This is a genomic window from Roseibium sp. (genome assembly GCF_048260565.1).
In the GTDB taxonomy this organism is placed as follows: Bacteria; Pseudomonadota; Alphaproteobacteria; order Rhizobiales; family Stappiaceae; genus Roseibium.
In genome coordinates this window covers 511,810-537,829 of sequence record NZ_JBLXGP010000003.1, presented here as the reverse complement: position 1 = coordinate 537,829, position 26,020 = coordinate 511,810, and the positions used below count along the sequence as shown (strand labels likewise).

The 26,020-nt window shown below is 60.5% G+C and carries 22 protein-coding genes and 1 riboswitch; of the genes, 7 read left to right on the top strand and 15 right to left on the bottom strand.

Translation table 11 applies throughout. The features are described 5' to 3' along the window. Nucleotides 1–63 precede the first annotated feature (63 nt). The gene (gene dgcN / locus ACN0SO_RS10695) at nt 64–1,077 is read left to right on the top strand and encodes an N-acetyltransferase DgcN (protein WP_417677392.1); all 1,014 of its coding nucleotides are present in this window, start codon (nt 64–66) and stop codon (nt 1,075–1,077) included. Further along, nucleotides 1,074–2,057 (top strand): N-acetyl-D-Glu racemase DgcA, encoded by a 984-nt coding sequence (dgcA, locus tag ACN0SO_RS10690; RefSeq protein ID WP_417677390.1) that lies wholly within the window; start codon nt 1,074–1,076, stop codon nt 2,055–2,057. The genes dgcN and dgcA overlap by 4 nt, the downstream gene beginning before the upstream one ends. Before the next feature lie 30 nt (nt 2,058–2,087). Here dgcA and ACN0SO_RS10685 read toward each other — a convergent pair whose 3' ends face one another. Continuing rightward, nucleotides 2,088–3,263: an MFS transporter gene (locus ACN0SO_RS10685; RefSeq protein WP_417677388.1), complete on the bottom strand. Its 1,176-nt coding sequence runs from the start codon at nt 3,261–3,263 to the stop codon at nt 2,088–2,090. 118 nt (nt 3,264–3,381) lie between these two features. Here ACN0SO_RS10685 and ACN0SO_RS10680 point away from each other — a divergent pair, with 118 nt between their 5' ends. After that, a complete protein-coding gene (locus ACN0SO_RS10680) occupies nt 3,382–4,575 on the top strand; it encodes a protein phosphatase CheZ (RefSeq protein WP_417677386.1) in 1,194 nt (397 codons plus the stop codon). 89 nt (nt 4,576–4,664) lie between these two features. Here the strand turns inward: ACN0SO_RS10680 and ACN0SO_RS10675 are convergent, their stop codons facing one another. The 4 genes from ACN0SO_RS10675 to ACN0SO_RS10660 all read right to left on the bottom strand — a co-directional run bounded on the left by ACN0SO_RS10675 (nt 4,665) and on the right by ACN0SO_RS10660 (nt 9,295). Then, a complete protein-coding gene (locus ACN0SO_RS10675) occupies nt 4,665–5,996 on the bottom strand; it encodes a protoglobin domain-containing protein (RefSeq protein ID WP_417677383.1) in 1,332 nt (443 codons plus the stop codon). Between the two features lie 379 nt (nt 5,997–6,375). Next, nucleotides 6,376–7,365: a threonine ammonia-lyase gene (locus ACN0SO_RS10670; protein ID WP_417677381.1), complete on the bottom strand. Its 990-nt coding sequence runs from the start codon at nt 7,363–7,365 to the stop codon at nt 6,376–6,378. A gap of 95 nt (nt 7,366–7,460) precedes the next feature. Continuing rightward, on the bottom strand, nt 7,461–8,495 hold the full coding sequence (locus ACN0SO_RS10665; RefSeq protein ID WP_417677379.1) for a glycosyltransferase family 4 protein: 1,035 nt from the start codon (nt 8,493–8,495) through the stop codon (nt 7,461–7,463). Continuing rightward, complete coding sequence (locus ACN0SO_RS10660) at nt 8,492–9,295, bottom strand: UDP-2,3-diacylglucosamine diphosphatase (protein WP_417677377.1); 804 nt, start codon at nt 9,293–9,295, stop codon at nt 8,492–8,494. The genes ACN0SO_RS10665 and ACN0SO_RS10660 overlap by 4 nt, the downstream gene beginning before the upstream one ends. Nucleotides 9,296–9,575: 280 nt before the next feature. Between ACN0SO_RS10660 and ACN0SO_RS10655 the strand changes: the two genes are divergently transcribed. Further along, nucleotides 9,576–10,355, top strand: coding sequence for an SDR family oxidoreductase (locus ACN0SO_RS10655; protein ID WP_417677375.1), 780 nt, complete (start codon nt 9,576–9,578; stop codon nt 10,353–10,355). Nucleotides 10,356–10,434: 79 nt separating this feature from the next. Here ACN0SO_RS10655 and ACN0SO_RS10650 read toward each other — a convergent pair whose 3' ends face one another. Beyond that, on the bottom strand, nt 10,435–11,640 hold the full coding sequence (locus ACN0SO_RS10650) for an OmpP1/FadL family transporter (protein ID WP_417677373.1): 1,206 nt from the start codon (nt 11,638–11,640) through the stop codon (nt 10,435–10,437). Nucleotides 11,641–12,170: 530 nt separating this feature from the next. Here ACN0SO_RS10650 and ACN0SO_RS10645 point away from each other — a divergent pair. Continuing rightward, the gene (locus tag ACN0SO_RS10645) at nt 12,171–13,013 is read left to right on the top strand and encodes a fumarylacetoacetate hydrolase family protein (protein WP_417677371.1); all 843 of its coding nucleotides are present in this window, start codon (nt 12,171–12,173) and stop codon (nt 13,011–13,013) included. A gap of 49 nt (nt 13,014–13,062) precedes the next feature. On the opposite strand, the gene ACN0SO_RS10640 is transcribed toward ACN0SO_RS10645, so the two are convergent. From ACN0SO_RS10640 to ACN0SO_RS10630, 3 genes are read right to left on the bottom strand one after another with little or no spacing between them, the layout of a single operon-like run. Further along, complete coding sequence (locus tag ACN0SO_RS10640; protein ID WP_417677369.1) at nt 13,063–14,175, bottom strand: TRAP transporter substrate-binding protein; 1,113 nt, start codon at nt 14,173–14,175, stop codon at nt 13,063–13,065. Between the two features lies 1 nt (nt 14,176). Then, nucleotides 14,177–14,980 (bottom strand): bifunctional hydroxymethylpyrimidine kinase/phosphomethylpyrimidine kinase, encoded by an 804-nt coding sequence (gene thiD, locus ACN0SO_RS10635; protein WP_417677367.1) that lies wholly within the window; start codon nt 14,978–14,980, stop codon nt 14,177–14,179. Between the two features lie 26 nt (nt 14,981–15,006). Beyond that, complete coding sequence (locus ACN0SO_RS10630; RefSeq protein ID WP_417677365.1) at nt 15,007–15,768, bottom strand: hydroxyethylthiazole kinase; 762 nt, start codon at nt 15,766–15,768, stop codon at nt 15,007–15,009. 71 nt (nt 15,769–15,839) lie between these two features. Beyond that, a riboswitch (TPP riboswitch) is annotated at nt 15,840–15,949 on the bottom strand. 125 nt (nt 15,950–16,074) lie between these two features. Here ACN0SO_RS10630 and ACN0SO_RS10625 point away from each other — a divergent pair. Continuing rightward, complete coding sequence (locus ACN0SO_RS10625; RefSeq protein WP_346912380.1) at nt 16,075–16,311, top strand: Lrp/AsnC ligand binding domain-containing protein; 237 nt, start codon at nt 16,075–16,077, stop codon at nt 16,309–16,311. A gap of 315 nt (nt 16,312–16,626) precedes the next feature. Continuing rightward, on the top strand, nt 16,627–17,418 hold the full coding sequence (locus tag ACN0SO_RS10620; RefSeq protein ID WP_417677362.1) for a hypothetical protein: 792 nt from the start codon (nt 16,627–16,629) through the stop codon (nt 17,416–17,418). A gap of 56 nt (nt 17,419–17,474) precedes the next feature. Here ACN0SO_RS10620 and ACN0SO_RS10615 read toward each other — a convergent pair whose 3' ends face one another. The 6 genes from ACN0SO_RS10615 to ACN0SO_RS10590 all read right to left on the bottom strand — a co-directional run bounded on the left by ACN0SO_RS10615 (nt 17,475) and on the right by ACN0SO_RS10590 (nt 25,978). Further along, on the bottom strand, nt 17,475–18,422 hold the full coding sequence (locus ACN0SO_RS10615; protein WP_417677360.1) for a DMT family transporter: 948 nt from the start codon (nt 18,420–18,422) through the stop codon (nt 17,475–17,477). A 259-nt stretch (nt 18,423–18,681) separates the two neighbouring features. Further along, entirely contained in the window at nt 18,682–20,760 is a 2,079-nt protein-coding gene (locus ACN0SO_RS10610) for a putative bifunctional diguanylate cyclase/phosphodiesterase (RefSeq protein WP_417677358.1), read from the bottom strand. Between the two features lie 242 nt (nt 20,761–21,002). Next, the gene (locus tag ACN0SO_RS10605) at nt 21,003–23,306 is read right to left on the bottom strand and encodes a xanthine dehydrogenase family protein molybdopterin-binding subunit (protein WP_417677356.1); all 2,304 of its coding nucleotides are present in this window, start codon (nt 23,304–23,306) and stop codon (nt 21,003–21,005) included. A gap of 165 nt (nt 23,307–23,471) precedes the next feature. Next, a complete protein-coding gene (locus ACN0SO_RS10600) occupies nt 23,472–24,515 on the bottom strand; it encodes a succinylglutamate desuccinylase/aspartoacylase family protein (protein ID WP_417677354.1) in 1,044 nt (347 codons plus the stop codon). A 3-nt stretch (nt 24,516–24,518) separates the two neighbouring features. Further along, nucleotides 24,519–25,424 carry a 30S ribosomal protein S6--L-glutamate ligase gene (gene rimK, locus ACN0SO_RS10595; protein WP_346894451.1) on the bottom strand — a complete coding sequence of 302 codons (906 nt, stop codon included), beginning with the start codon at nt 25,422–25,424 and terminating at the stop codon, nt 24,519–24,521. Nucleotides 25,425–25,486: 62 nt separating this feature from the next. After that, nucleotides 25,487–25,978 carry an ATP-dependent zinc protease gene (locus ACN0SO_RS10590; RefSeq protein WP_417677352.1) on the bottom strand — a complete coding sequence of 164 codons (492 nt, stop codon included), beginning with the start codon at nt 25,976–25,978 and terminating at the stop codon, nt 25,487–25,489. Between the last annotated feature and the right edge of the window lie 42 nt (nt 25,979–26,020).

The following is a 26,020-nucleotide window of genomic DNA, read 5'->3' as shown; positions in this document are numbered from 1 at the left end:
TGCGAGCGTGATCAAAATACCCGATTGCCGGAAGGTTCCGCCCCAAACCCGGAAATATACGCCATGGAAATCAAGCACCCTTACCTTTTGTTTCTCGGAGACGTTCCCGATGCGCTGGCGGCCAAGACGGCCACCGGCATCGTCGACTGGAGGAAGGACTGGTGCCTGGGCCAGAATCGTCTGGACGGCTGCGTAGCGGATACGGGCCTGCCCGACATGGCCATCGCCGATGCGGCCGAAAAAGGGGCAAAGACGATGATCGTCGGCGCCGTGAATGCCGGCGGACGCCTGCCCGAACACTGGGTCTCTTCGATCGTCGAGGCCCTTGAAGCCGGCATGGATATCGCCAGCGGGTTGCATGTGCGCCTGGCAAGCGTCGATGCCATCCGGGAAGCCGCGGAACGGACCGGCCGGAATCTCCATGATGTGCGCCACTCCAGCGAGACCTTCGCCACCGGCAAGGGCACCAAGCGCAGCGGCAAGCGGATCCTGGCGGTCGGAACCGACTGCTCGGTCGGCAAGAAATACACCGCCCTTGCCATGGACAAGGCAATGGTCGAGCGAGGCTACAAGAGCAGCTTCTGCGCCACCGGCCAGACCGGCGTCTTTATCTCCGGCCGGGGCGTTGCGCTGGATGCGGTGGTTGCCGATTTCATCTCCGGAGCGGCCGAATGGATTTCGCCCGCAACCGATGACGACCATTGGCAGATCATCGAAGGCCAGGGATCCCTGTTCCACCCCTCCTTCGCCGGCGTGACGCTGGGCCTTCTGCACGGGTCCCAGCCCGATGCCTTCATCGTCTGCCATGAGCCGACCCGGACCAACATGCGCGGCGTGCAGACGCCCCTGCCGTCCATTCAGCAGGTCATCGACCTGACCATCCAATGCGGCAAGCTGACGAATCCGGATATCCACTGCATCGGGATCGCGGTGAACACCGCCGCCATGGGCGAATCCGAAGCCTGGGGCTATCTGGCCAAGATCGGTGAGGAACACGGCCTGCCGGCGACCGATCCGGTCCGCTTCGGCATGGAGGCCATCGTTGATCAGGTCGTGTCAGAATACGGCGCCCCATGAGCATCTCCGTCAGCCTTGATACCGAACGTTTCGAGATCGCGGGCGGCTTCGCCATTTCCCGCGGCAGTCGAACCCATGCCGAAGTCCTCGTTGTCACCCTGGATAACGGGTCCGCCCGCGGGCACGGCGAATGCGTCCCCTACGCCCGCTACGGCGAAAGCCTCGACAGCGTGGCCGAGCAGATCAGGGCGGTCATCCCCGGCATCGAGGCAGGCATGACCCGGGCGGAGCTGCAGGACGCCATGCCGGCCGGTGCGGCCCGCAACGCGGTCGACTGCGCCTTCTGGGACCTTGAAGCGAAGATGTCGGGAAAAACGGCAGCCGAACTTGCAGGCCTGACTGCGCTCAAACCGGTCACGACCGCTTATACCATCAGCGTCGGCACGCCTGAGACCATGGCGGAAGCGGCCCGCAAGGCGGCCGCACGGCCTCTGTTGAAGGTCAAGCTTGCCGGCCCCGGCGACCCGGAACGCATACGCGCCGTGCGCGCCAATGCCCCCGAAGCGCGCCTGATCATCGATGCCAACGAAGCCTGGGACGAAAGCTGCTTTGCGGAAAACATGGCCGCCTGCCTGGAAACCGGCGTCGAACTCATCGAACAGCCGCTGCCGGCGAGCGATGACGGCGCGCTGGAGAGCCTGGCCCGCCCGGTCACCGTCTGCGCGGATGAAAGCCTGCATACCCGCAAGGATCTCGGCACCCTGCGCAAACGCTACGACGCGGTGAACATCAAGCTCGACAAGGCCGGAGGACTGACAGAGGCCCTCCTGCTTCTGGAAGACGCAAAGGCCCATGAGTTCAAGACCATGATCGGTTGCATGCTCGGCACATCGCTTGCCATGGCGCCGGCCATGCTGCTGGCGCAAACGGCCGACTATGTGGATCTCGACGGCCCGCTGCTGCTGTCGAAAGACCGCGACCCGGGGCTGAAATTCGAAGGCAGCCTGCTTTACCCGGCCGAACCGGCCCTTTGGGGCTGATGTGGCCGGGTATTCCTTTTCGACCTGAGGTCAGGCCCGCTCTGCCGCCTGCAGTTTTACACTCAGCAGCGGCTGCAAGAACAGAAGCGCAATCAGCGCCACTCCCGCCGCCAGGGCCATGACCCAGAACGGATAGCCGGGATTGAGATTGTAGAGCGGGCCGCAAATAGCCAGACCGAGCGCAAGCTGCAGCCCGCTGGACGTGGACAGAAGCCCCTGCCCGGTAGCGGACCATTTCCGCGGCACGACCTTCGACAACAGACCGACCGCACCAAGATGAGCGGCCCCGAAGGAGACCGCATGCAGGATCTGGAGAGCCGCAATCGTCGCCAGATCCTCGGCTAACGGAAACAGGCTCCAGCGAACGATGGAGCCGCCCGCCGCGATCATCAGGAACTGGAGCGGGCCGAAGCGCGGGTTCAGACGCTTGGCGGCGTAAAACAAGGCAATCTCCGCCATGACCCCAATCGCCCACAGGAAGCCGATAGACAGTTTGTCGATGCCGGCATTCACCCAGTAGAGCGTACTGAAACCGTAGTAGGCGGCATGGGTTGCCTGCAGCAATCCGCCGATCCAGAGCACCGCGATAAACCAGGGTGACCTGAACACGGTTGCCGGTTTGTCCGGCCCGGCCTGCTCCTCCTCGTGGCGGGAGGTCTGCCCGGGCAGGCAGATGGCAACGACCCCGGTCGACAGGACGCTCACCGCTAGCCCGGCGACGAGAAGCAGAGGGCTCCCCACTGACACCAGCCAACCACCGATGAGGTTTGCGACAACGAAAGCGACGGATCCCCAAAGGCGCATGCGCGCATAGTCGGCCCCGGTGTTGCGGGCGACATCCAGCGCATAGGCATCGCATAGCGGGACGATGGGCGACCAGAAGGCCATCAGGCCGGCAACGGTCACCCAGGCGCTGGTGATGTCGCTGGTGGCGGCAAATCCGCCCAGGAACACTCCGCTCAAAACGGAATAGGCAAAAATGGAGACCCGGCGCCGGCCACTCCTGTCGGACAGGTTCGTCAGGAGCGGATTGGCCGCAATCCGGACAACCGTGCTTAAACCCAGAACAAAACCGATTTCATCGACAGTTAAACCGCGCGCCTCCAAGACAAGCGGAAAGAACGGCAGAAAAAGGCCAAAACCGAGGAAATGGCTGGCAAATAATGCGCCGACCCATCCCGGAAGGCCCGTCTTTGTTTCTGGCATAATTCTTAAATCCGTCGGACCGCCTAAAGCAATGTTAACGATTGTGCCACTAGGCTGATCTGGAAGTCGTCCGAGTTACGGCTATTTGTGGCCCAAGGCAAGCTGAGAAACGATTCAGATGCAGACTAAGGAAGCACAGACCGAGCCGGAATCAATCGGAGAACTCGAGTACCGGACTCTTGAGCAGACGCTGATGGAGTCCGATCGGGGCAGACGGTTCCTAGCCGAGTTTGTCAAGCGCAACCAGACGCCGGAAACGCAGGAAATTCTCGCGGCCATTCACCGCCTTGAGAAGACCATGACCCGGCAGCGCAAAGTTCCCGACCTGGACCGGATCCGGTTGGATATTGCCGAAATGCATGACGCGATCGAGCGCACAAAGCTCGAAATCGCCAACATCAAGCAGGAAGGCGAGCACACCAACCGGTTTATCGACGCCTCACACGAACTCGACGCCATCGTGACCCAGACCGAAGGGGCGACCCAGTCGATCCTGGAAGCGGCCGAGCAGATCCAGGAAAAAGCCTGGACGTTGCGCGAACAGGGTGCGGAAGACGCCATTTGCGACGACATCGACGCCAAGGCGACCGAAATCTTCATGGCCTGCTCCTTCCAGGACCTGACCGGCCAGCGGACCACCAAAGTGGTGCAGGTCCTGCGCTATCTGGAAAGCCGCATCAACCTGATGATCAGCATCTGGGGGATCGAGGATCACGAAGCCGACGAAACTGCCGGACCGGAGGATACCCGCCCGGACGCCCACCTGCTGAACGGACCGCAGAGGGATGGTCATGGCGTCAGCCAGACCAACGTCGACGAGCTGATGGCAGTCTCCGGGGACGTGTTTGACGCCGCCCTGAAGGAAACGCGCAAGGCCCACCCCTCGACGGTCGAAACCGATATTCACCCGGATGCGGGTCCTGCGGAAGAATCGATTGCCAGCGAAGCCGATATCGAAGCCCTTATGGCTGCGGATAACGGCGCGAACGATGTGATGGATGCAGCCGCCATCGACGACATGTTCGGTCCGAATGCGAGTGATGACGACGAAGACGTTTCACTGGCGGACGCGGCAGCCGACGACGACATCCCTCCCGTCGAAGCGGCCGAAGAGGATTCGGAACTCGATGTCTCCGAATTCGAAGCCGAGGTTCTCGACGAGGCCGCAATCGACAAGCTGTTTGACGCGGAAGCCAAGGAAGCCGACGCGGATGCGGAATGGGAGCAGGCCGAGGATGAAAGCGCCGAGGCCGAAGCCAAGGATCCGCTGGAAGAATTGTCCGAAGCCGAACGGCAGGCGCTGTTCAACTGATCCGATCTCCTCCAAACACGAAAAAGGCGCCATCTCCGTGGCGCCTTTTTCGTATGTCTCGCTGTCCGATCTGATCCCGGTCGCGCGGGTTATCGGCCCTGGACCTTGCTGAAGAAGGTTCGGGCTTCCTGTTCCAGCCGGTCGGCATGGTTCTTCAACTCACAGGACATTTCCGACACCTTGCCGGCGGAACGTTCCGATTCCCCCAGGGAGGCCCGGACCGCCACGATTTCCCGAGAGAAGTCCCGGGCACCGGTCGCCGCAATCTGGACATTCTGAGAAATCTCGGAGGCCGCGACCGTCTGCTCTTCCACGGCGGACGCGATATTGGTCGCAATTTCCGAAACCTGGTTGATGGTTTCCGTGATTTCCTCGATGTCGTGCACCGACTGCCTTGTCGCACGCTGAATGGCAGCAATCTGATCGGTAATCTCTTCGGTCGCCTTGGTCGTCTGCCCGGCAAGCTCCTTCACTTCCGAGGCGACGACCGCAAAGCCCCTGCCCATCTCGCCGGCCCGGGCCGCTTCGATCGTGGCATTCAGGGCCAGTAGGTTGGTCTGTTCCGCGATTTCCGAGATCAAACCGATGACCGAGCCGACCTTTTCGGCAACCTCGGCGAGTTCCTGAACCGACCGATTGGTTTTCAGCGCACCGTCGACCGCTTTCTGGGCCACGCTGCTGGACATGGCCGCCTGACGGCCGATCTCCTCGATTGAGCTGGTCATTTCCTCGGTGGCGGCAGCGCCCGACTGAACACCGTTCGCCGTCTCACCGGAGGAATGCTCCATCCTGGACATGCGCTGATTGATGTCGGTCGCCGCCGACAGAAGGTGTTCGGATGTCAGTGCCATGTCGTTCGAGGCCGATCCGAAGGACGTCATCGCTGCGCCCATGACACCGTCGAACTCCTGGATCGCCTGCCGGATCCCCTCCTCGCGGGCTTCCGCATCCGCAATCATCCTGTCGTGGTAGGTCGAAATGGCGACATCCATGTCCAGCATGATCAGTCTGGTAACCGACTGCAGCACCTTGGCCGATTTGCCGGAAGAAAAGCGGTATTTTTGCTGAAAAAGGCTAATCAGCCTGCTCAGGAAGAAGGAGTAGCCGCCGATGTACCAGGTGGGATCCAGTCCGATCCTTACATGAGCCAGACCGATGCGCTGCGCGCTTTCCACATAGTCGGCGCTCACGCCGGAGGTAAACAGGTTTTCCCAGTGCCGCTCCTGAGCCGCCATCAGACGCGATTGGTCCTGGCCCACGAGCCCGGCAAGATGAGGAACCGTTTCCACATGCGCGTAAAAGGCCTCAAGCACAGGCTTCAGATTGCTCTTCACGAACGGCCAGACGGAACGGGCTGTGTCATAATCCTCGCTGGAAAGTTTAAAAAACCTGACACGATTCAGAATGCCATCATCCGACATCGCAACCTCACAAAACACGTGCGAAAAGGCCGGGTTGACGGGGGCTTCCGGCCTATTTCCTGTTACTAGAAAACTTCGGAGAGATTTGCTTCGGGAAAATAGATACGAAGAACCCGACGAACCAACCGAACATTGCAAAAGGGATTTAGCCTGACACGATTTATTGATTGGTTAATTTTCAAACGTGACCTGTGTAAAAATATAAAAATCAGAAATCATTCACACAGGTAAAGTTTCGACACAACTTTATAAAAGTCGAGAATAAACGAAATTCACTGAACTGCAAAGATATAATACTTGTTAAGTACGCAGAGTTAGAAAAATAATATCCCGAACCCTCACGGCAGAATCGACGATTAAAAATACTTCACACGCGTATTTATAAGTAGTCCTTATAACTAAGGGCCTTCTGCATCATCGAAGGGTCTATGTTCCCACCTGTCAGGACCACACCGAGAACGTTTCCCGCAGCGGAAATCTTCCCCGATAAAACAGCTGCGAGTGCGGCCACACCTCCAGGTTCAACCACAAGCTTCATTTCCGTAAAAGCGAACGCGACGGCCGCAAGAACCTCCTCATCGGAAACCGCCAGCCCCTGAACGCCGAGACGGTGCAATATGGCAAAGCCGTTTTCGCCCGGTTCGGGCGACATCAGCGCATCGCAGACGGACCCGGACAAGCGGTCATTGGCAACACGTTTTCCGCAGGCGAGCGAACGCGCGTAATCGTCAAAGCCTTCCGGTTCCACGGTATGAAACACCGCATCGGGCAGATCGCTTTCAAGCGCCAGCGCAATTCCGCTCGACAGGCCGCCGCCGCCGGTACAGGCGAGCACCGCATCGGGCAGAAGGTTCAAGGCCTTGGCCTGCTCGGCGATTTCGGCGCCGACCGTTCCCTGTCCCGCGATGACCTGCGGGTCATTGTAAGGGTGAACGAGGACAGCTCCCGTGCGCCCGCAGATCTCGCCCGCGATCGCATCCCTGTCTTCGGTCGCGCGGTCGTAGGTGACGATGGTCGCCCCGAAATCCCGCGTCCGCTGCAGCTTGATCGCCGGCGCATCCTCCGGCATGACAATGGTCGCCGGAATTCCGAGAATTTTGGCGCTCGCGGCCACTCCTTGCGCATGATTGCCCGACGAACAGGCCACGACGCCCTTGGACCTGTCCGCCACCGGGATCTGGCTGATCCGGTTGAAGGCTCCGCGAAACTTGAAGGATCCCGTTCTCTGGAGGCTCTCCGGCTTGACCAGGACGGTTCCACCGACGGCTTCGTCCAGGACCGGAAACCGCAGCAGCGGCGTCTTGACGGCATGGGTTTCCAGGCGCTTCCGGGCGGCCTCTATATCGGCGCGCGACACGCAGTCGGTCATGGTCGTTTTCCTGAACAAGCTAATGGAGCAACCGGCCAGAACAACCGGTCGGACCAAGACCTAACATTATTCGGTCAAATGGAAAACAGACCTGCTCAGGCAGCAGCTGCAACGGCATCCCGGTCCCGTGCAATCCGGGCATTGTTAAGAAACTGCTGGGCGCTTGCAGCCCACGTATAGTTCAAAGCCATTTTTCGGCAGTGGTCCCTGGGAACATCGAGTGCGGCAAGCGCGGCTTCCTGCAGGTTGTCGGAAAGCACCCCTGCTCCGGTATCGCCAATCACGTCGAGCGGCCCCATCACCGGATAGGCCGCAACCGGCACTCCGCAGGCAAGCGCCTCCAGAAGCACGTTACCGAAGGTATCCGTCAGGGACGGGAACACGAAGACATCGGCGGATGCGTAGTGGCGCGCCAGGTCCTCCCCGACCTTCGGGCCGGTGAAATGGACATCCGGATAGTCCCGCTTCAGGCTTTCCAGCTGCGGTCCGCCTCCGACCACCACCTTGGTGCCCGGCAGGTCCAGATCCAGGAAGGCCTTGATGTTCTTTTCCACCGAGACCCGGCCGACATTCATGAAGATCGGCCGCGGCAGGTCCGCCGGCAGAACGGATTCCGCATGAGGTTTGAAGATCGTCTCATCCACGCCGCGCGACCAGCGCATCAGGTTGTTGAAGCCACGAGCGCGAAGATCGTCTTCCAGCGACCGTGTCGCAACCATGCAGCCGACACCGGCATTGTGAAATCGTCTGAGCCAGCTGTAGGACCATGACAGGGGGATCGGCAGCCGGGCCGAGACATATTCGGGAAAGCGGGTGTGGTAGCTGGTCGTGAAAGGCTGGCCGAGCTTGCGTGCCGCGGATGCCGCCATCAAGCCCAGAGGTCCTTCGGTTGCGATGTGAAGATGATCGCAGGCATGGTCGACGATCATCCGGCGGATGGTGCCGGTATGGGTCAGCGAAAGGCGGATTTCCGGATAGGTCGGACACGGCAGGGTGCGGAAATCCTGCGGCGTCAGGAACTCGACCCTGATCCCCATGGCGACCAGTTCTGCGGCGGTACGCTCCAGCGAGCGCACCACGCCATTGATTTGCGGCTGCCAGGCATCCGTAACAATCAGTATGGATGTCATGCGGCGACCGGGCGCTCCTTGGCCGGTGCCGGAACCGCGTCGGCTTGCGCCGGATTGACCCATCGGATCACCTCAAAGGTTCCATCATGGTGCTCGGCCACGGCGGTGCAGCTCTCGACCCAGTCACCGGTATTGATATAGTGGATGCCGTTAAAGTCCCGGTCCGCGGCATGGTGGATATGGCCGCAGATCACCCCGTGAACGCCCTGGCGTCGCGCTTCGTCCGACAGGGCCTCCTCGAACCGGCCGATGAAATTCACCGCGTTCTTCACCTTGAGCTTGGCCCAGGCGGACAGGGACCAGTAGGTCAGGCCGACGCGGCGACGCACGACATTGACCCAGGTATTCAGGCTGAGCGCGGTCACATAGGCCTTGTCGCCGAAGAAGGCGAGCCATTTGGCATGGCGGATCACCACATCGAACTGGTCGCCGTGAATGACCAGATAGTTTCGTCCGTCCGCGGTCTCGTGGATAATACTGTCGGTCACCTCAACCCCACCGAAATGGGTGCCGAGGAAATCGCGCAGGAACTCGTCGTGATTACCGGGAATGTAGACGATGCGGGCCCCTTTGCGGCCCTTGCGCAGGATCTTCTGAACCACGTCATTGTGCGGCTGAGGCCAGTACCAGGACCGCCTCAGACGCCATCCGTCCACGATGTCGCCGACGAGATAGACGGTCTCGGCATCGTTCACCTTCAGGAAGTCGAGAAGCAGATCCGCCTGGCAACCGCGGGTTCCCAGGTGAACATCCGAAATAAACAGTGCCCGGTAATGTCGCGACTTGTCTGGCGCTGACATGACTTCCACTCCAAATCGTTCATTGGAGGGCCTTAGACTTGATTCAGGTATCACTATTATGACACTTCGCCATTTGAGCGAATAAGCGTTAAGCCACACCCCAACAGGTCCCGGTTAATCTGCCACGCGCAGCGCGCAGACTTTGCCGCCGCATCCTAACCTTAGGTCACTCCGCAGCAGGACCGATGCAGGCCACCTGCCCCTTGCAATCCGTCTCCGCAAAAGACACTGTGCCGTCCCGGAAATCCTGGCACGAACCGAATATGCGAAGGGATCAGAGATGGATCTTGGAATTGCCGGCCGCAAGGCAATCGTGTGCGCATCCAGCCGCGGACTGGGACGCGGATGCGCGTTCGCGCTGGCGGAAGCCGGCTGCGATGTCGTCCTGAACGGACGGAACGAGGAAACCCTGGCTAAAACCGCGGCAGACATAAAGGCGCGCTTCAACGTCGGCGTGACCAGCGTCGCTGCCGACGTGTCCACCAGCGACGGCCAGAAGGCGCTTCTGGAAGCCTGCCCCGATGCGGATATCCTGGTCAACAACAATGGCGGCCCGCCCCGCAAGGATTACTCCGAGCTGACCCGCGAGGCGATGCTGGACGGAGTGATCCAGAACATGGTCACACCGATCGAGCTGATCCAGGCACTGGTGCCGGGCATGCAGGAGCGCGGCTTCGGACGTGTGGTCAACATCACCTCCATGTCGGTGCGCATGCCGATCGAGGGGCTGGACCTGTCGAGCGGCGCGCGCGCCGGCTTGACGGCCTTCCTGGCGGGCGTCTGCCGCCAGATCGCCGGAACCGGCGTGACGATCAACAACATCCTGCCCGGCAAGATGGACACCGACCGGCTGCGCGGCGGCTTCGAAAGAGCGGCCCAGATGAGCGGCAAGAGCATAGAGGACATCCGTGCCGCCCAGGCTGCCGAAATCCCCATGGGCCGCTTCGGCAACGCGGAGGAATTCGGCCAGACCTGCGCCTTCCTGTGCTCGGTCCACGCCGGTTACATCACCGGTCAGAACATTCTGCTGGACGGAGGCCTCTACCCGGCTGCCTTCTGAGACTTTGAACGATCATAAGAAGCGAAACGACCGGCGCCCGGAAGGACGCCGGTCTTTTCTTCAGGTCGCACGGTCCTGTTCAGAACGTGTAGCGAAGAGACGCGCTGAGGATATCGACGGATGAATCCACATCCGCAATGAGCGAGACGCCGTTGAAGTCCTGATGCCCCGGACCGATGCGCAACTTCGTGTCCGTTCCGAAAATATGGGAATAGCCGAAGTCGAGCGACAGCTTGCCGTTCACGTTGTAGGTGGCGCCACCGCTCAACCAGATACGGTTGTTGTCAGGCAGGCGCGCCGAGCGGATCGATGTGTCGATCGGCGACCATTCGTAGGCGATCCCGGCGCGGAAGGTCAGATGGTCGTTGTAATCATATTCGCCGCCCAGCGAGGCGAAGTAACCGTCCTTGTAATTGAACCTCAGGCTGGTTATCTGCAAGCCGCTCGGGTCCAGCTTGACGGCCGGCTGCTTGAGGCGGCTCCAGTTGGCCCATTCGACGGACCCGAGAAGGCGGAGCTTGTCGTTGATCGACTGTTTCGCTGAAAGGGTCACCGTGTCCGGCGTGATCAGATCCGAGGTGATGTTATAGGTTCCCGGCGGCAGAAGCCCGATCACAACCGGCGTGTAGAGGGAGCCCGAAAGACTGTGGCTGACGCCCGAGCGATAGCCGAGACCGATCTCGGTCCCTTTCATCGGCTTGATCGTCACACCCGCAGTGACACCGAAACCGACATCGTCCCCTTCCAGCGCTGAAGACGCCGCTCCGATCGCGGCGCTCGAGGCGCTTTTCAGTCTGACCGACATGTACTCGATCTGCGCACCGAGCGCGATGGAAAGGACATCGTTGACCTTATACCCGATCATGGGATTGGCATTGATCGAGAACACTTTCGATGACCGATTGTAGACCTGACCGGCCCATGTGAAATTCGGCTTCGTCGACAAGCCGAACGGTGCGTTCACACCCAATCCCACGTAAATCCGGTCATTGACCTTGTAGGAAAGATACGTGGACCCGACCCAGGCATCGGAAGCGATATCGCCACTGTCACCATAAGCGGCCAGCGTCGATGACGGGCTCACATCGATATACGATCGGGGAATGATAAACGTGTTGTGGAGTTCGGCTGTCAGCCCGTCCTTGGCGCTTGTGATTGTCGCCGGATTCCAGAACACGGACGAGATCGACGGGCCGCTTGTTGCATTTCCCGCAAATGACAATCCCTGATAATAGGAACTCTGTTCCCGAAGAGCAAAACCGCCCGCAGACACGGTTTGAGACATAATTGGCAGCATTAATATCGCAGACGACAATATTAGGCCGCATTTCCCTGGAGAACACCTCATTTTCTCTCCCACTCCTCCCGACGTGGTTAGTCAATGCCTCAGAGAGATAGGATCCGGAAAAGTCTTCGAGAGTTCAATAAATTTTAAAGTGCATTTGACAGCGGTTTTTCTGCTCAGAACTTGCCTTCAACATGTTTTCCCGAGATACAGGGAGGGCATTCCCCTGGGGAAAGAGCATCGATCATTGGGAATCCGGTATCAAAATGTCACTCCTCCGTCACATGACTGGCGATTTGCATATTTTTTAGGCAACTCGCTCCGGGAAAATACGAACCCGCATTTACAGGTGGAAAGTTGCCAAAAGGCCACAACTTCCAAAGAGCATTTCTGCTCCGCCACAACTCGACTGAAAAGACTTTCAGCCGGTTCCGGGACGGGGCGTACCGGCAAAGCCGAAACACCCCTTGCTCTCGTATCGAAAAATTCGCAGCATCAACCAAATTCAAACGCCTGATTGAGAGACAGACATGAAACTCGTTCGTTACGGAGAAGTCGGTACGGAGAAGCCTGGCCTGATCGACGGGTCCGGCCAGTTGCGTGACCTGTCGGCCCACATCGCCGACCTGGATGCCGCTGCCTATGAAAGCGGGAGCCTGGAGCGGTTGAAGCAGATCGACCCGGCAAGCCTTCCCGCCCTCGAAGGATCTCCGCGCCTCGGCGCACCGATTTCCCGGACCGGGCATTTCATCGCCATCGGCCTGAACTACGCGGATCATGCCAAGGAGTCCGGACTGCCGATCCCGGCGGAACCGGTCGTCTTCTCCAAGGCCCCGAGCAGCCTGAACGGCCCGAACGACGACATCGTCTATCCGAGGGGCGCGTCGAAACTCGACTGGGAAGTCGAGCTTGCGTTTATCATCTCAAAGAAGGCCTGGCAGGTCTCAGAGGCAGATGCGCTCGACCATGTTGCCGGCTACACCGTCTGCAACGACGTGTCCGAACGCGCCTGGCAGATCGACGGCACGGGCCAGTGGATCAAGGGCAAGAGCGCGCCGACCTTCGGCCCGCTCGGTCCTGTACTGGTGACCGGCGACGAGATTGCCGACCCGCAAAACCTCGACATGTTCCTGGATGTCAACGGCAAGCGCCGCCAGACCGGCAACACCTCCACGATGATCTTCCCCGTGAAGACACTGGTCGCCTATCTCTCGACGATCATGATGCTGGAGCCCGGCGATGTGGTCACCACAGGGACGCCTCCCGGCGTGGGCATGGGCATGAAGCCGCAACAGTTCCTCCACCCGGGCGACGAAATCCGCCTCGGCATCGCCGGCATCGGCGAGCAGACCCAGAAGGTCGTGGCCGAATAGAAAGACGGAAACCTGCGCCGGGCGGTTCATCCTGCCCGGCGCGCATCTCTCATGCTTCCTCGCCGTCCCGCGCACTCAGGAAACGGCGAATGGACACGTTCGACCACGGCGCGAGCTGTGCCAGCGCCGCCTTGTAGCTTTCGTAGATTTTCCCGCTCAGCAGATCTCTCGCAGCGAACTCGTCCAGAACCTCGGCCGATGTGGTCCGCAGCGCGTCGAGGACGTCGTCCGGATAGAACTTGACGATCACGCCGTCCTCTTCCTGCAGCGCCAGCAGATTGGCCGCGTTTTCCCACTCGCTCTCGGCCAGCGCCCGGCCGTTTTCCGCCTTGCAGGCTTCCAGCACGATTGCCTGCAGGTCCTCCGGCAGCCCGTCGAGCGCGGTCTTGCTCAAAAGCGCCTCGCCGGTGCCGTTCGGCTCGTGAAAGCCCGGCGCGTAATAGTTCTTCGTCACCTTCTGGAAGCCCATGGCCCGGTCGCTCCACGGCCCGAGGAATTCGGTCGCATCGATGACGCCGCTCTGCAGCGCCTGGAACAACTCGCCCGGCGGCAGGCTGACCGGCGTAGCACCGAGCCGGCGCATGACCTCGCCGCCGAGCCCCGGCATGCGGATCTTCAGGCCCTTCAGGTCTTCCAGCGAATTGATGTCCCGCTTGAACCAGCCGCCCATCTGAACGCCCGTGTTTCCGGCCATGACCGGCTTGATGTTGAACGGTGCGTACAGCTCGTCCCAGAGCGCCTGACCACCCCCCTGCTCGATCCAGGTGATATGCTCCAGGGGCAGAAGGCCGAAGGGAATGGCGGTGAAGAACACGGCCGCCGGCAGCTTGCCTTGCCAGAAAAAGGAAGCGGTATGTCCCATATGGGCCGTATTCGACGACACCGCATCGAACACCTCGAGTGCCGGCACCAGCTCGCCGGCCGCATAAAGACGGACACGCAGGCGCCCGCCTGACATCAGTGTGATCCGGTCGCAGATCCGTTGGGCCGTCACTCCCGGTCCGGGCAGGTTCTTCGGCCAGGAGGTGACCATCTTCCATTCAATGGTCGCCTCACCTTCTGCGGCAAGAGCCGGTGCCGCCAGAACAGACCCCGCGGCGGCTCCCGCCAATCCCAGCGCAGACCGCCGCGACATAGTCTTGGTGTTTGCCTGTGTCGTCATCCTATTTCTCCCAGAACTCGAAGAAGTGGTGCACCGGGCCGTGGCCGGCACCGATGTGAAGGCTGTCGGCTGCCGAAATGGCCGCGGTGATATAGGCCTTTGCCAACCGGACGGCTTCCTCGATCGGCTCGCCCTTCGCAAGGCCGGCGGCAATCGCCGACGACAGCGTGCAGCCGGTGCCGTGGGTGTTGCGCGTTTCATGGCGCGGCGCCCGCAACCAGGTTTCGCCGTCGTCGGTCAGCAACAGGTCGACGCTCTCTGCGCCGCTGCCATGACCGCCTTTCAAAAGCACGGCTTTCGCCCCGAGCATTTTCAGCTTCGCCGCCTGCCGGCTCATCTCCGCCTCGTCGTCGGCAACAGTGCCGTCCAGCATCCGGGCCGCCTCATGGAGATTGGGCGTAATCAGATCCACCTTCGGGACAAGGACGTCGATCAGGACCGAAACCGCGTCATCGGCGACAAGCGGATCGCCGGAAGCTGCGACCATCACCGGGTCGAACACCACCGGCCCCGTCTCATGGGCGTCGAGCCCTTCGGCAACGGTACGGATCACCGCCGGCTGCGAGAGCATGCCAATCTTGGTCGCATTGACCTTCAGGTCGGAATAGACCGCGTCCATCTGCGCCCGGATGAAATCCGGCGGCACATCGTGGATCGCCGTCACCCCGAGCGTGTTCTGCGCGGTCAGCGCGGTCAGAACGCTTGCGCCATAGACGCCGTTGGCGGAAAAGCTCTTCAGATCGGCCTGGATACCGGCCCCGCCCCCGGAGTCGGAGCCTGCAATGGTCACCGCAATGGCGGTCATGGTTTTCTCCTGCGTTTTTCAGTCTGTCAAACCCGTTTCAGTCTGTCGGAGATCCGGGCCTCATCGATCAGGTAGAGCGCGTCCAGAAGCTCCGGCACCAGGGTGCCCGGTCCCCTCGCCCGTTCCGCGGCCATCTCGCCTGCAATATTGAAAACGGTGAGCGCAGCGGCGGCCGCCTGTACCGGATCGTCGGAAACGGAAAGAAAAGCGGCGATAACCGCCCCTCCCGCACAGCCGGTCGCCGTCACCCTGGCAAGCAGCGGGTGGCCGTTGGCAATACGCACGGTGCCGCCCGGCCCGGAAATGAGGTCTTCCGCACCGGTCATCGCCAGCGTCACGGATGTACCGGCAAGGACTTCAAGGGGATCCTCTGCCGGATAGAGAGCGGCCAGTTCCTCCCGGTTCGCCCTGAGCACAGTCGGAGAGGACGACAGAAGCTCCTTCGCATGGGAACAGCGCACCGGGGAGCGGTTGACGAAGACCGGATCCAGCACGAACGGCCTTCCGGCCGCCTTTGCCGCCTCGATGGCCTTCGGGATCGCCGCACGGCGGGTGTCGTCGAGGGTTCCCAGATTGACGAGCAGCGCATCGGCGCCCGCCGCAAAGGTCGCGACCTCCTCCGGCGCAATCGTCATGGAGGGAACAGCGCCCAGCGCCAGAAGAACGTTGGCGGTAAAATGCTGGGCGACCGCGTTGGTGATGCAGTGGACCCTGGGCGCCGTCCGCCGCACCCGCTCAAGCAGATCCGCGGCAATGCCCGCGTCGAAGTCCGGATACGAAGCGGTCATGCGCCGGCCTCCGCGAAACACGGAACGGATAACAGAAGATCGTGCGGTGATGACAGGGCGGCCGCAGCCTGAAGAACAGTCATCTCAAATCCCTCCGCCGGTCCAAACCGGATCAGGTTCAAGGAGTTGGCCGTTTGCCTCTCAGCCCGGACCGACACGCCGGGCACCCCCATGAGATGCTCCGAGAGCTAACAACTTGGAAAGCGAATTGCAAGCACCGGAAATATGACCGCACGATTGACTGCGCCCCTGAGATGGGCCATGTCCAAGGCCAGACAGATTTCGGGCCAACTCCTGGAGGGTTCCATGATTCCGTTTTTCGTGATGATCAAATGCAAACTCGGCGAGACCTACAAGGTCGCCAACGGGATTGCGGATGCGGAAATCGCCAGCGAGATCTATTCGACCAGCGGCGACTACGACCTCCTCGTCAAGTTCTATGTCGAAGATGAGACGGACATCGGCCATTTCGTCAATGAAAAGGTCCACCCGGTCGACGGCATTCAGGACACGAAAACGATTATCACTTTCAAGGCTTTCTGAAGGCCGTCCATGTCTGGCGGCATAGGTCACAGCCTCATAAATGAGGCTGAAATGGTTTGAAGCGGATTGCTCCTCGTCAAGGAGCGAAAGTGCAGGAAATGTGGTTCATTTTCAAATCTTTCGCGACGAAGAGGAGGAGCAATCTGGTCAAATCCGAAGGACATGGAAATGGCTTCACCTCGCTGCGTCAGCGCGCTTGACCGGGCAACAAGCCCGCTCTGCGCGCCCTTCCTTGCGATCTTTCGCCATTTCCCATGCCATTTCGGCCTCATTTATGAGGCTGTGACCTAGATCCGGAAAGCCCGGAGACACAGTATGCCAACACCCGTCTGGAGACCGGAACGGCGGAACCGGAACATCGGCACGCCGGCGTCCGGCCTTGGTCAATCAAACAGAATGCGGATTCCGGAAAGCTGGCAGGACAGCAGTGGTAACTGGAGTTGTTACTACGAACGCGTCCGGCCGGATTTCGTGAAGGACTACCGGATCGGCAGCAACACCATCAAAGTCCTGTACGAAAAGCCATCGGATGGTTTCAGCTACGGATGCTCGCCTGAGGATGTTATTCATCTTTTGTCGATGCTCCCGGACGATGAACATCGTTTGCTGGACTATGTCATTTTCCGGCAACCTACCCGCAAACAGCGCCAGCAATGCCCGGTGTGGGGCCGCCTTATCTATCACGCAGAAATCGGTGATCTTCGCGGACCCGCCATTTTCCTGGAAGCTCAGGAACTCGGTGCGAAATTGCGTTGGAGCCACAAGCTTGACGTAGAAGACAGAGCCGAGTTTGAACGTCTTAAGGAAGACGGTCATGAGTTTGAAAAGACAAAACGGTATTCGACCAGCCGACTAACGGAAAAGGCACTCAGAAACACGGTTCTCTATCGCACCCTGATCCATGAGTTAGGTCACTGGCAGCACTACGAAAACGATGTGTTGGCTCAAGAGGACCTGGATCTGGCGGCAGATTTGTACTTCGCCAAGCCCAATGTTGAAAAGGAACAATACGCGCACAGCTATGCTGAAAAATGGGCAAAGGCGCTCCGTTCGAAAAACCTGATCCCATTCACGCCCAGGGATTTCGATCTCCCCGCCCTGGCCTGACAGGCATGTGATGCGGCGCGCGGGAAAACCAGCACGCCATCAGGTAATCAAACCAATCAGGATTTCGACGGCGTGGACGCCCGCCGCGCCCTCGTCCGGTCCAGGCCCAAACGGTGTTCCCGGAAGATCACGAAGATCCCCGCCGCGATGACGATCGCCGCGCCGACCAGGACTTGCCACACCGGCACTTCGTCAAACAGGACATATCCCAGGATCACCGCCCAGATCATGTTGGCGTAGTCGAACGGTGCGATCGTCGAGGCATCGGCGTAGCGATAGCTCTGGGTGAGCAGAATCTGGCCGACACCGCCTGCCAGCCCGACCATCATCAGGATGAGGGCCGTATCCGCGTCCGGCATGACCCAGGCCTGATCCGGAAAGACGACCCCCAAGGGGATCGTCAGCAGGGCCAGTAACGTCGCCGAGCCGGAAAACCAGGTGACGATGGTCGTGGTTCGCTCGGTTTCGCACAGCCTGCGCACGAAGATCATCGCGAGTGCGGCACAGACCGCGGCCAGGGCCGAGCAGACCGCGCCGATCATCTGCCCGCTGCCCAGCGCGCCTTGTCCCAGATGCGGCGACAGGATGATCAGGATACCGAAGAACCCGATGATGACCGCGCTCCAGCGGTAGAGCCGGACGGTCTCCTGCAACACCAGCCAGGCGAGTACCACTACGAACAGCGGCGTGGCGAAGCCGATCGCCGTCGCATCGGGCAGCGGCAGCAGCGAAAAGCCCGTGAACGACAGGATCATGGCGGAAATCCCCACCGACGAACGCCCGAGATGACTGAGAGGCCGGGATGTCCTGAGCGCTATTGCGAGTTCTCCCCGGAAAGCGACCATAATCAGCACCGGAAACAGACCGAAGAAATTGCGGGCAAAGACGATCTCGCCGATCGGCACGGTTTCAGCTGCGATTTTCAGCATCGCCACCATGATGGTGAACACCAGGGTCGAGGCGAGTTTGAGGGAAATTCCGAGCACCGGAGCGACGCGTGTCATTCCGGATGATGTTTGCTCCGATGATTTGGCGGAAGCGCCGGAAAGCGCCATGGATCACGTCCTAAGGGGCCGGCGCTGATAGGGAAAGGCAGAGCGGGGCGCCGGGCCCGGACAGGCCACTCTGTCGTTTGAAAAAACCGGAAGCCAGCCCAGGAACAAGCCTTGAAGCAGTCTCATCATGGCGGACGGCAAGGCGAATACGGGCGGAAAGCGGCAGAATATGGTTACACGGGCAACAATAGGCCCGATTCCTGAAAAATCAACGCACGCCTGCCTTGGTCGCAAACGCAAGAGGGATGGACAGCCGTCCCTGCATTTCCTCCCTGATCAGTTCCTCGCATTGCTCGAGCCGGAGCGGCCGGCCGAACAGAAAGCCCTGCACCGACTGACAGCCCTCGGCCTCCAGGAAGGAAAGCTGATCTTCCGTCTCCACGCCCTCTGCGAGAACCGGAATATTCAGGCTGGATCCGAGCAGGAGCGTCGACTTGACGATCGCGGTCGCCTGCTGGTTCGACGTCAGGCTTCTGACGAACTCCCGGTCGATCTTGATCTTGTCGAACGGAAAACTCTGCAGGGTCGAAAGCGAGGAATAGCCGGTACCGAAATCGTCCATGGCAACACTGACGCCAAGGTCCTTCAGCGCCTGAACGATCTTGAGCGCATGTTCCTGATCCGCGATCAGGCCGCTTTCCGTCAGTTCGATCTCAAGACGGCCGGGAAGCAGCCCGGTCCGTGCCAACACGCCCGCAACCTGATGCGGCAGGGTCTCCTGGGCCAGCTGGCGGGCCGAAACATTGACCGCGACAGTAAATTCCCCGGGCCAGTTCGCGGCCGTCCGGCAGGCGGTTTCCAGAACCCATGCGCCGATGTCCAGGATGAGTCCGGTTTCCTCTGCTACCGGGATGAAATCCGAGGGCGGTATGAGCCCCTTCTTCGGATGGTTCCATCTAACCAGGGCCTCGAAGCCCTTCAGCCGGCGTGTCCTGGTATCGTTCTGGGGCTGATAGTAAAGTTCCAGTTCCCGGTTTGCGATTGCAGACTTCAGATCCATGGCGATGGACGCGCGAATTCTGCTCGTCTTCTCCATGGTCGTTTCATATAGGACGACCCGGTCACCACCGTTCATCTTGGCGTGATAAGCGGCCATCCCTGCCCGCGCGATGAGATCATGCGCGTCGCGTCCGTCACGCGGAGCCAGGGAGATGCCGGTGCTGCTGGCGATGCTGATCGTGTCTCCATTCCAATGGAAAGGCGCATCCAGCTGGTGCCGAATCCGGCTGGCGAATTCCATCGCCTGCCGGTCATCGTCCGTAATCCGTTTGACTGCCACGAATTCATCGCCGTCATTGCGGGCGATGAATTCGTCTTCGGCCACAGCAGCCTGCAGTCGCTCGGAGATACGTTGCAGGAGCTTGTCTCCCGCCATCTGCCCATGGAGATCGTTGATGTCCTTGAAACGATCCAGATCGACGGAGACCACCGCAAGCCGGTTCGGGCCGCCACCGACAACTTCGAGATCTTCCTCGATCCGTTTTTTCAGGAAGGACCGGTTCGGCATGCCGGTCATCGGATCGTGCAACGCCAGGTGCCGATAGGTGGTCGCTGCCTCCTCCATGCTCCGCTGGTCGATAAGGAAAGCCGAACCGACGACCACGATAATGACCATGGTCATACCGACGACGGCCGCAAGCATGACATCGTCCGAGACGGCCTGCGGCGGCACGTCTATGCCACTGAGCGGCACGATGGTCATTGCCGCCATGCCGGTGAAATGCAGGGTAACGATACACAGCACCATCATCGCCGTCGCACCCCATAATCCTGTGCGTTTGCCGTATTCCGCAAGGACCAGAGTTGTTGCCGCGCCGAACAGGCCGCCGACAACCACCGAAGCCACAACGAAGCTCGTGTCCCACCGGATAAATCCCGGAACCAGATAAGCCGACATACCGATGTAATGCATGGCGGCCGAACCGAGACCGAACAGAAGCCCCCCAAACCCGATCATCAACCGATTGTCCGACCGGCTGGCGACGAAGAAGCTGAAGCTTGTGGAACCGATGGCGACTGCCAGGGACAACAGGGTCGAAGCCGGCTCGAACGTCCGCCCGAAGGGCACGAAGTAGCCGAGCATGGCCGCAAAGTGGGTGGTCCAGATCGTGCTGCCGCCCACCAGCCCGGCCAGCAACAGCCAGAGATACCGGCGGGATCCGGCGCAGCTCCTGATCCTGGAAAAGAGGCTCATGGTAAGGAAGGAGCCGACGACGCAAACAATCGCGGCAAAACCGATGAAACGATACTCGTGCTCAACCGCAATACTTGACAGTACAGAAAACATACGACTTTCCAGTCGGATCCGGATTACTCGATTTGGCGCCTCCCGCACGCATTGCGAATTCTCTAGCACATATGTCCTAACAGACCGTATGTGCCCTTGCGGACAATACTTTTCGAAACGCCAACCCAGCCATACCCCGCAGGGATATGGCTGGGTTGGCGTTTCCGGTCTTTCAAACCATCTGCCGGCCAAAAAAAGGGCGGCACCAGGCCGCCCTCAGAACATTGCCGGAAAAACGGCGATCAGCCCTTCGCAGCCTGGATCGCTTCCCAGATGCGCAGCGGCGTTGCCGGCATGTCGATATGCGCGACCCCGGCGCCGTCGCGCAGCGCCATTTGCAGCGCATTCATGACAGAAGCACAGCCGCCGATGGTGCCGGCCTCACCCGCGCCCTTGATCCCGAGCGCGTTGGTCGTCGACGGCACGTTCTTTGTCTGGAAATTGAAATAAGGCAGGTCGGCGGCCCGGATCAGCTTGTAGTCCATGAGCGAGGCCGTCAGGAGCTGACCGTCCTCGTCATAGACCGTGTTTTCGCAAAGCGCCTGGCTGATCGCCTGGGCGGCACCGCCATGGACCTGCCCTTCCAGAAGGATCGGGTTCACCGTGACGCCGAAATCGTCGACGATGACGTAGTTTTCGAGGGTCACCTCGCCGGTTTCCGGATCGACTTCCAGCTCGGCGATATGGGTGCCGTTTGGATAGGTCGCTTCCACCTGCTTGACCTCGTCGCGACCGGACAGTTTTTCCGGTGCCTGGGCAGCGACTTCCGCCAGGGTGACCTGACGATCCGTGCCGACGACCCGTACATTGCCGTCGACGAGCTCAAGGTCATCCGTGCCCGTTTCCAACTGCTGTGCGGCCTGTTCCTTGATTTTCTGAACCAGGATCTTGGAGGCCCCGTTGACCGAAGGCATACCGAGCGGAATGGAACGCGAGCCGCCCGTTCCGCCGCCCTTGCGCACGCGGTCGGTATCGCCCTGGATCACTTCGATATGGTCCAGGTCGAGGCCGAGCTGGTCGGCGATCACCTGACCATAGGCGGTCGCATGGCCCTGGCCGTTGGTCTGGGTACCGATCAGCAGCGTGACCGTGCCGTTGTCGTTGAGTTCGACCGTGGCTTCCTCGCTGCCCGGAAAGGCGCAGGCCTCGATGTAGCTGCACATGCCGATGCCGCGGTACTTGCCCTCCGAAGCGCTTTTTTCCTGGCGTGCCTTGAAGCCGTCCCAGTCGGCTTCCGCCATCGCCTTGTCCATGTGCCCGGCAAAGTCGCCGGTGTCGTAAAGCCGTCCGGTCGCGGTGGTGTAGGGCAGATTTTCCGACGGCACGAAGTTGCGGCGGCGGATTTCCGCGGACCCGAGACCGGTTTCCAGTCCGGCCTTTTCAATCAGCCGCTCGATCAGATAGGCGGCTTCCGGCCGGCCGGCGCCTCGGTAGGCATCGGTCGGAACCGTGTTGTCATAGACCCCGGTTGCGGTCACGGCGAGCGCCGGAACATCGTAGAGACCGGTCGACATGGAGGTGCCCACGTAAGGGATATAGGGCCCGAACTGGTGCAGGTAGGCGCCCATGGAGGCTAACACGTCGATCTTGAGACCCAGGATCTTGTGGTTTTCGTCCATTGCCAGTTCAGCGGTGGTGACATTATCCCGGCCATGAGCATCAGTGACGAAATGCTCCGTGCGCTCACCGGTCCATTTCACCGGCTTGCCGAGCCGCTCAGCGGCCACGAGGCAGAGCGGATACTCACGGTAGACGAAGATCTTGGTGCCGAAACCACCTCCCACATCCGGGGTCACCACCCGAAGGCGCGACGGATCGATACCGAGGATATCGCTGCAGATCACGTCACGGGTGCCATGACCGCCCTGGGTGCCGGAGGTCAGCGTGTAGCGCTCCGTCTCCGCATCGTATTCGCCGATGCAGGCGCGGGCTTCCATGTAGTTGGCCACAAGGCGGTTGTTGACGATCCGGATCTTGGTGACATGAGCTGCCTTCTTGAAGGCTTCGGCGCACTTGTCCGCATCGCCGTGACCTAGCGTGAAGGCCTTGTTGGTGCCGAATTCCGGCCAGACCAGCGGTGCACCGTCGGCGAGCGCATCTTCGATACCGACAACGACGTCGAGCGGCTCGTAATCGATCTCGATCAGTTCGGCAGCGGACTTCGCGGTATTGACGCTGTCGGCCACGATGAAGGCGATCGCATCGCCCACATAGCGCACCTCGTCGCCGCAAAGAACCGGCTGGGGCGGGCATTTGTGCATGGTCCCGTCGACCTGTTTCATCACCGCCTTGGTCGGCATGGTCTTCAGATCCTGGATGTCCGCCGCCGTCAGGATCAGCGACACGCCCGGAAACGCACGGGCGTCATCGAGACCGGACAGGGAAATCTTCGCATGCGCCATGGCAGACCGCAGCACATAGGCATGCAGGCAGCCTTCCGGTGCAAAATCGTCGGTGAAATGGCCATGGCCGGTGATCAGGGCTGCATCTTCCTTGCGCCGGACCGGCGCACCGATACCGAACTTGGCTGGGACCATCTGGTTCATCTGGCTACGTCCTTGATAACGTGATTTGAGCCGCCCTGGGGAGGAGGTGTTCGGGAGAGAAGGGCGGCGATTTCGGCGGAGCTTACCGGCTCTCACCGTTCAGTTCCAGAGGGCTGAAGCAAAGGAGTTTCAATCCTCCGGAACAAAATTTCCGAGGCATGAACCTCAGATGATTTCATCCTCGTCGAAGAGCGGATCGGCAATGTGTTGCGCCGCGAGGCTGTCGACCGTTCCTTCCGGGTCGTGATGCTTTCGGACCGTGGCAATATGGAACAGGCCGTCTCCTTCGTAGATGATCGGCAAGTTGGTCCGGCCTATGATCAACCCGCCGTCAGGAGCGATGATTTCCTTTTCCACCTCGCCGAACGGATCGGAGACGATCCCCAAAAGATCTCCGCGCTCGACGACTTCTCCGGTCGACTTGAATGGCCGCAGCAAACCGCCCGCGGGCGCCCGAACCCAGGAACTGGACGACGTGCGGATCGACGCCACCTTGGGCCTGGTCACGCCTTTTCCGGAAATCATGCCGAGCTTGCGCAGGACGCGCAAAATCCCAGATACACCGGCCCGGATCGCCATTTCGTCGAAGCGAAGCCCCTCGCCGGCCTCGTAAATCAGAATATCGACACCCTTTTTCTGACCGGCTTCGCGCAGGGAGCCTTCCCGAAGCTTCGATGTCAGGATGACCGGCGCGCCGAAGGCTTCGGCGAGAGCCATGGTATCATCCTTGGACGGCGAAACACGGATCTGGGGCAGATTGGTCCGGTGGATCGCCGCCGAGTGCAAATCGATGCCGAGGTCGGCCTTGCACACGATCTCGGTCATGAACAGGTTCGCCAGCCGTCCGGCTAGGGATCCCTTCTCGCTGCCGGGAAAGGAGCGGTTGAGATCGCGCCTGTCGGGCAGGTATCTGGAATGGCTGTGAAACCCGAACGCATTCACGATCGGGATAATCAGCAAGGTGCCCTTGATCGTATCAAGGTTCGGCGCCCGCAGAACCCGCCGCGCGATTTCGACACCGATCACCTCGTCCCCATGCACGGCGGCACTGACGAAGACCACGGGTCCGGGGCGGCGGCCATGGATGACATGGACCGACATTTTCACCGGCGTGTGGTCGGAGAGGACGCTGACCGGAAGGTCCACCGTCTTGCGGGCACCCGGGGCGACCTTGAAACTGCCGATCTCGAAGGCTCTGCGATCGTCCACGGCCTAGCCCTTGCCCTTGGTTTTCGTTTTCCCGGCGGTGGCGTGTTTCATCAGGAATTCGATGATCTTGCCCGCAACGTCGATCCCGGTCGCGTTCTCCACCCCTTCCAGACCCGGAGAGGAATTCACTTCCATCACCACCGGTCCGTGATTGGACCGCAGCATGTCGACACCGCAGACATTGAGCCCCATGGCTTTCGCCGCGCGGATCGCCGTCGACCGTTCTTCCGGGGAAATCCGGATCGCTGCCGCGCTGCCGCCGCGATGCAGGTTGGAGCGGAATTCGCCTTCCGCGCCGGTCCGCTTCATCGACGCGATGACCTTGCCGCCCACGACGAGGGCGCGAATATCGGTACCGCCCGCCTCCTTGATGAACTCCTGGACGAGGATGTTCACATTGGCGCCGCGGAAGGCCTCGATCACAGATTTTGCCGAGCGTTCGGTATCCGCAAGAACGACACCGATGCCCTGAGTGCCTTCCAGGAGCTTGATGACCACCGGTGCGCCACCCGCCACCTTCAGGACCTCTTCCGTCATCTTCGGATCATGCGCGAAGGTGGTCACCGGCAGACCGATCCCGTCACGCGCCAGAAGCTGGAGGGACCGCAACTTGTCCCGCGACCGTCCGATGGCGACGGATTCGTTGAGCGGATAGACGCCCATCATCTCGAACTGACGCAGAATGGCCAGGCCGTAAAAAGTGATAGAAGCCCCGATACGCGGGATAACCGCATCATAACCAACGAGCTTCTCCCCGTTATAATAAATCTCCGGTCGGCGCGAGGCGATGTTCATGTAACATCGCAGGGTATTGATGATGTCGAGTTGCAGCCCCCGATCCTCGGCGGCTTGCTTGAGCCGTTTGTGAGAATAAAGATCCGCGTTCCGCGCCAGCATTGCGATTTTCATAAGTGATCTCCGATCGGGATAAATGCTATCGGCACCGGCCTCAAAGCCGCCGAAATACGATCTCAGGCGTCGGACCCTGAAGCCTTGGTTCCGGGAACCACCGGTTCTCCGGCCAGAAAGGACCGGCCCGGGTCGACAAGGACATTGCGGCCCCTAACTGCCGTGCGTCCAAGGATCATGTCGAACCCCATATTCTCCCGGTTGGCCAGGGAGACTTCGACATGCCAGTGATGGTGCCCGAGGATCAGCAACGTCTCAATGACAAGCCGCTGTTCAGGCACACCGCTCGTATTCTTGATGTCCCGGGCGTCCGCAACCGGCACCTCCACCTGCATATCGCGGTGATAGCGCGAGCCGGGCAGACGGAAGCGCACCCAGGTCCTTCCGTCCCGATCGTAGATCTCCTGGTCCTCCGCATGCAAGGCAGAGGTTCGCGCACCGGTATCGATCTTGGCGCGGATTGAAGGCAGACCCAGCTCCGGGAGGGCAACGATTTCACGCCAGCCGATAACATCTGCCGGTGGCCGCTTTTTTTTACCTGTAGCGGATTTCATGCGCTCCGGTTCCCGTTGTTCAGGTCGGATCAAGCACCGGTT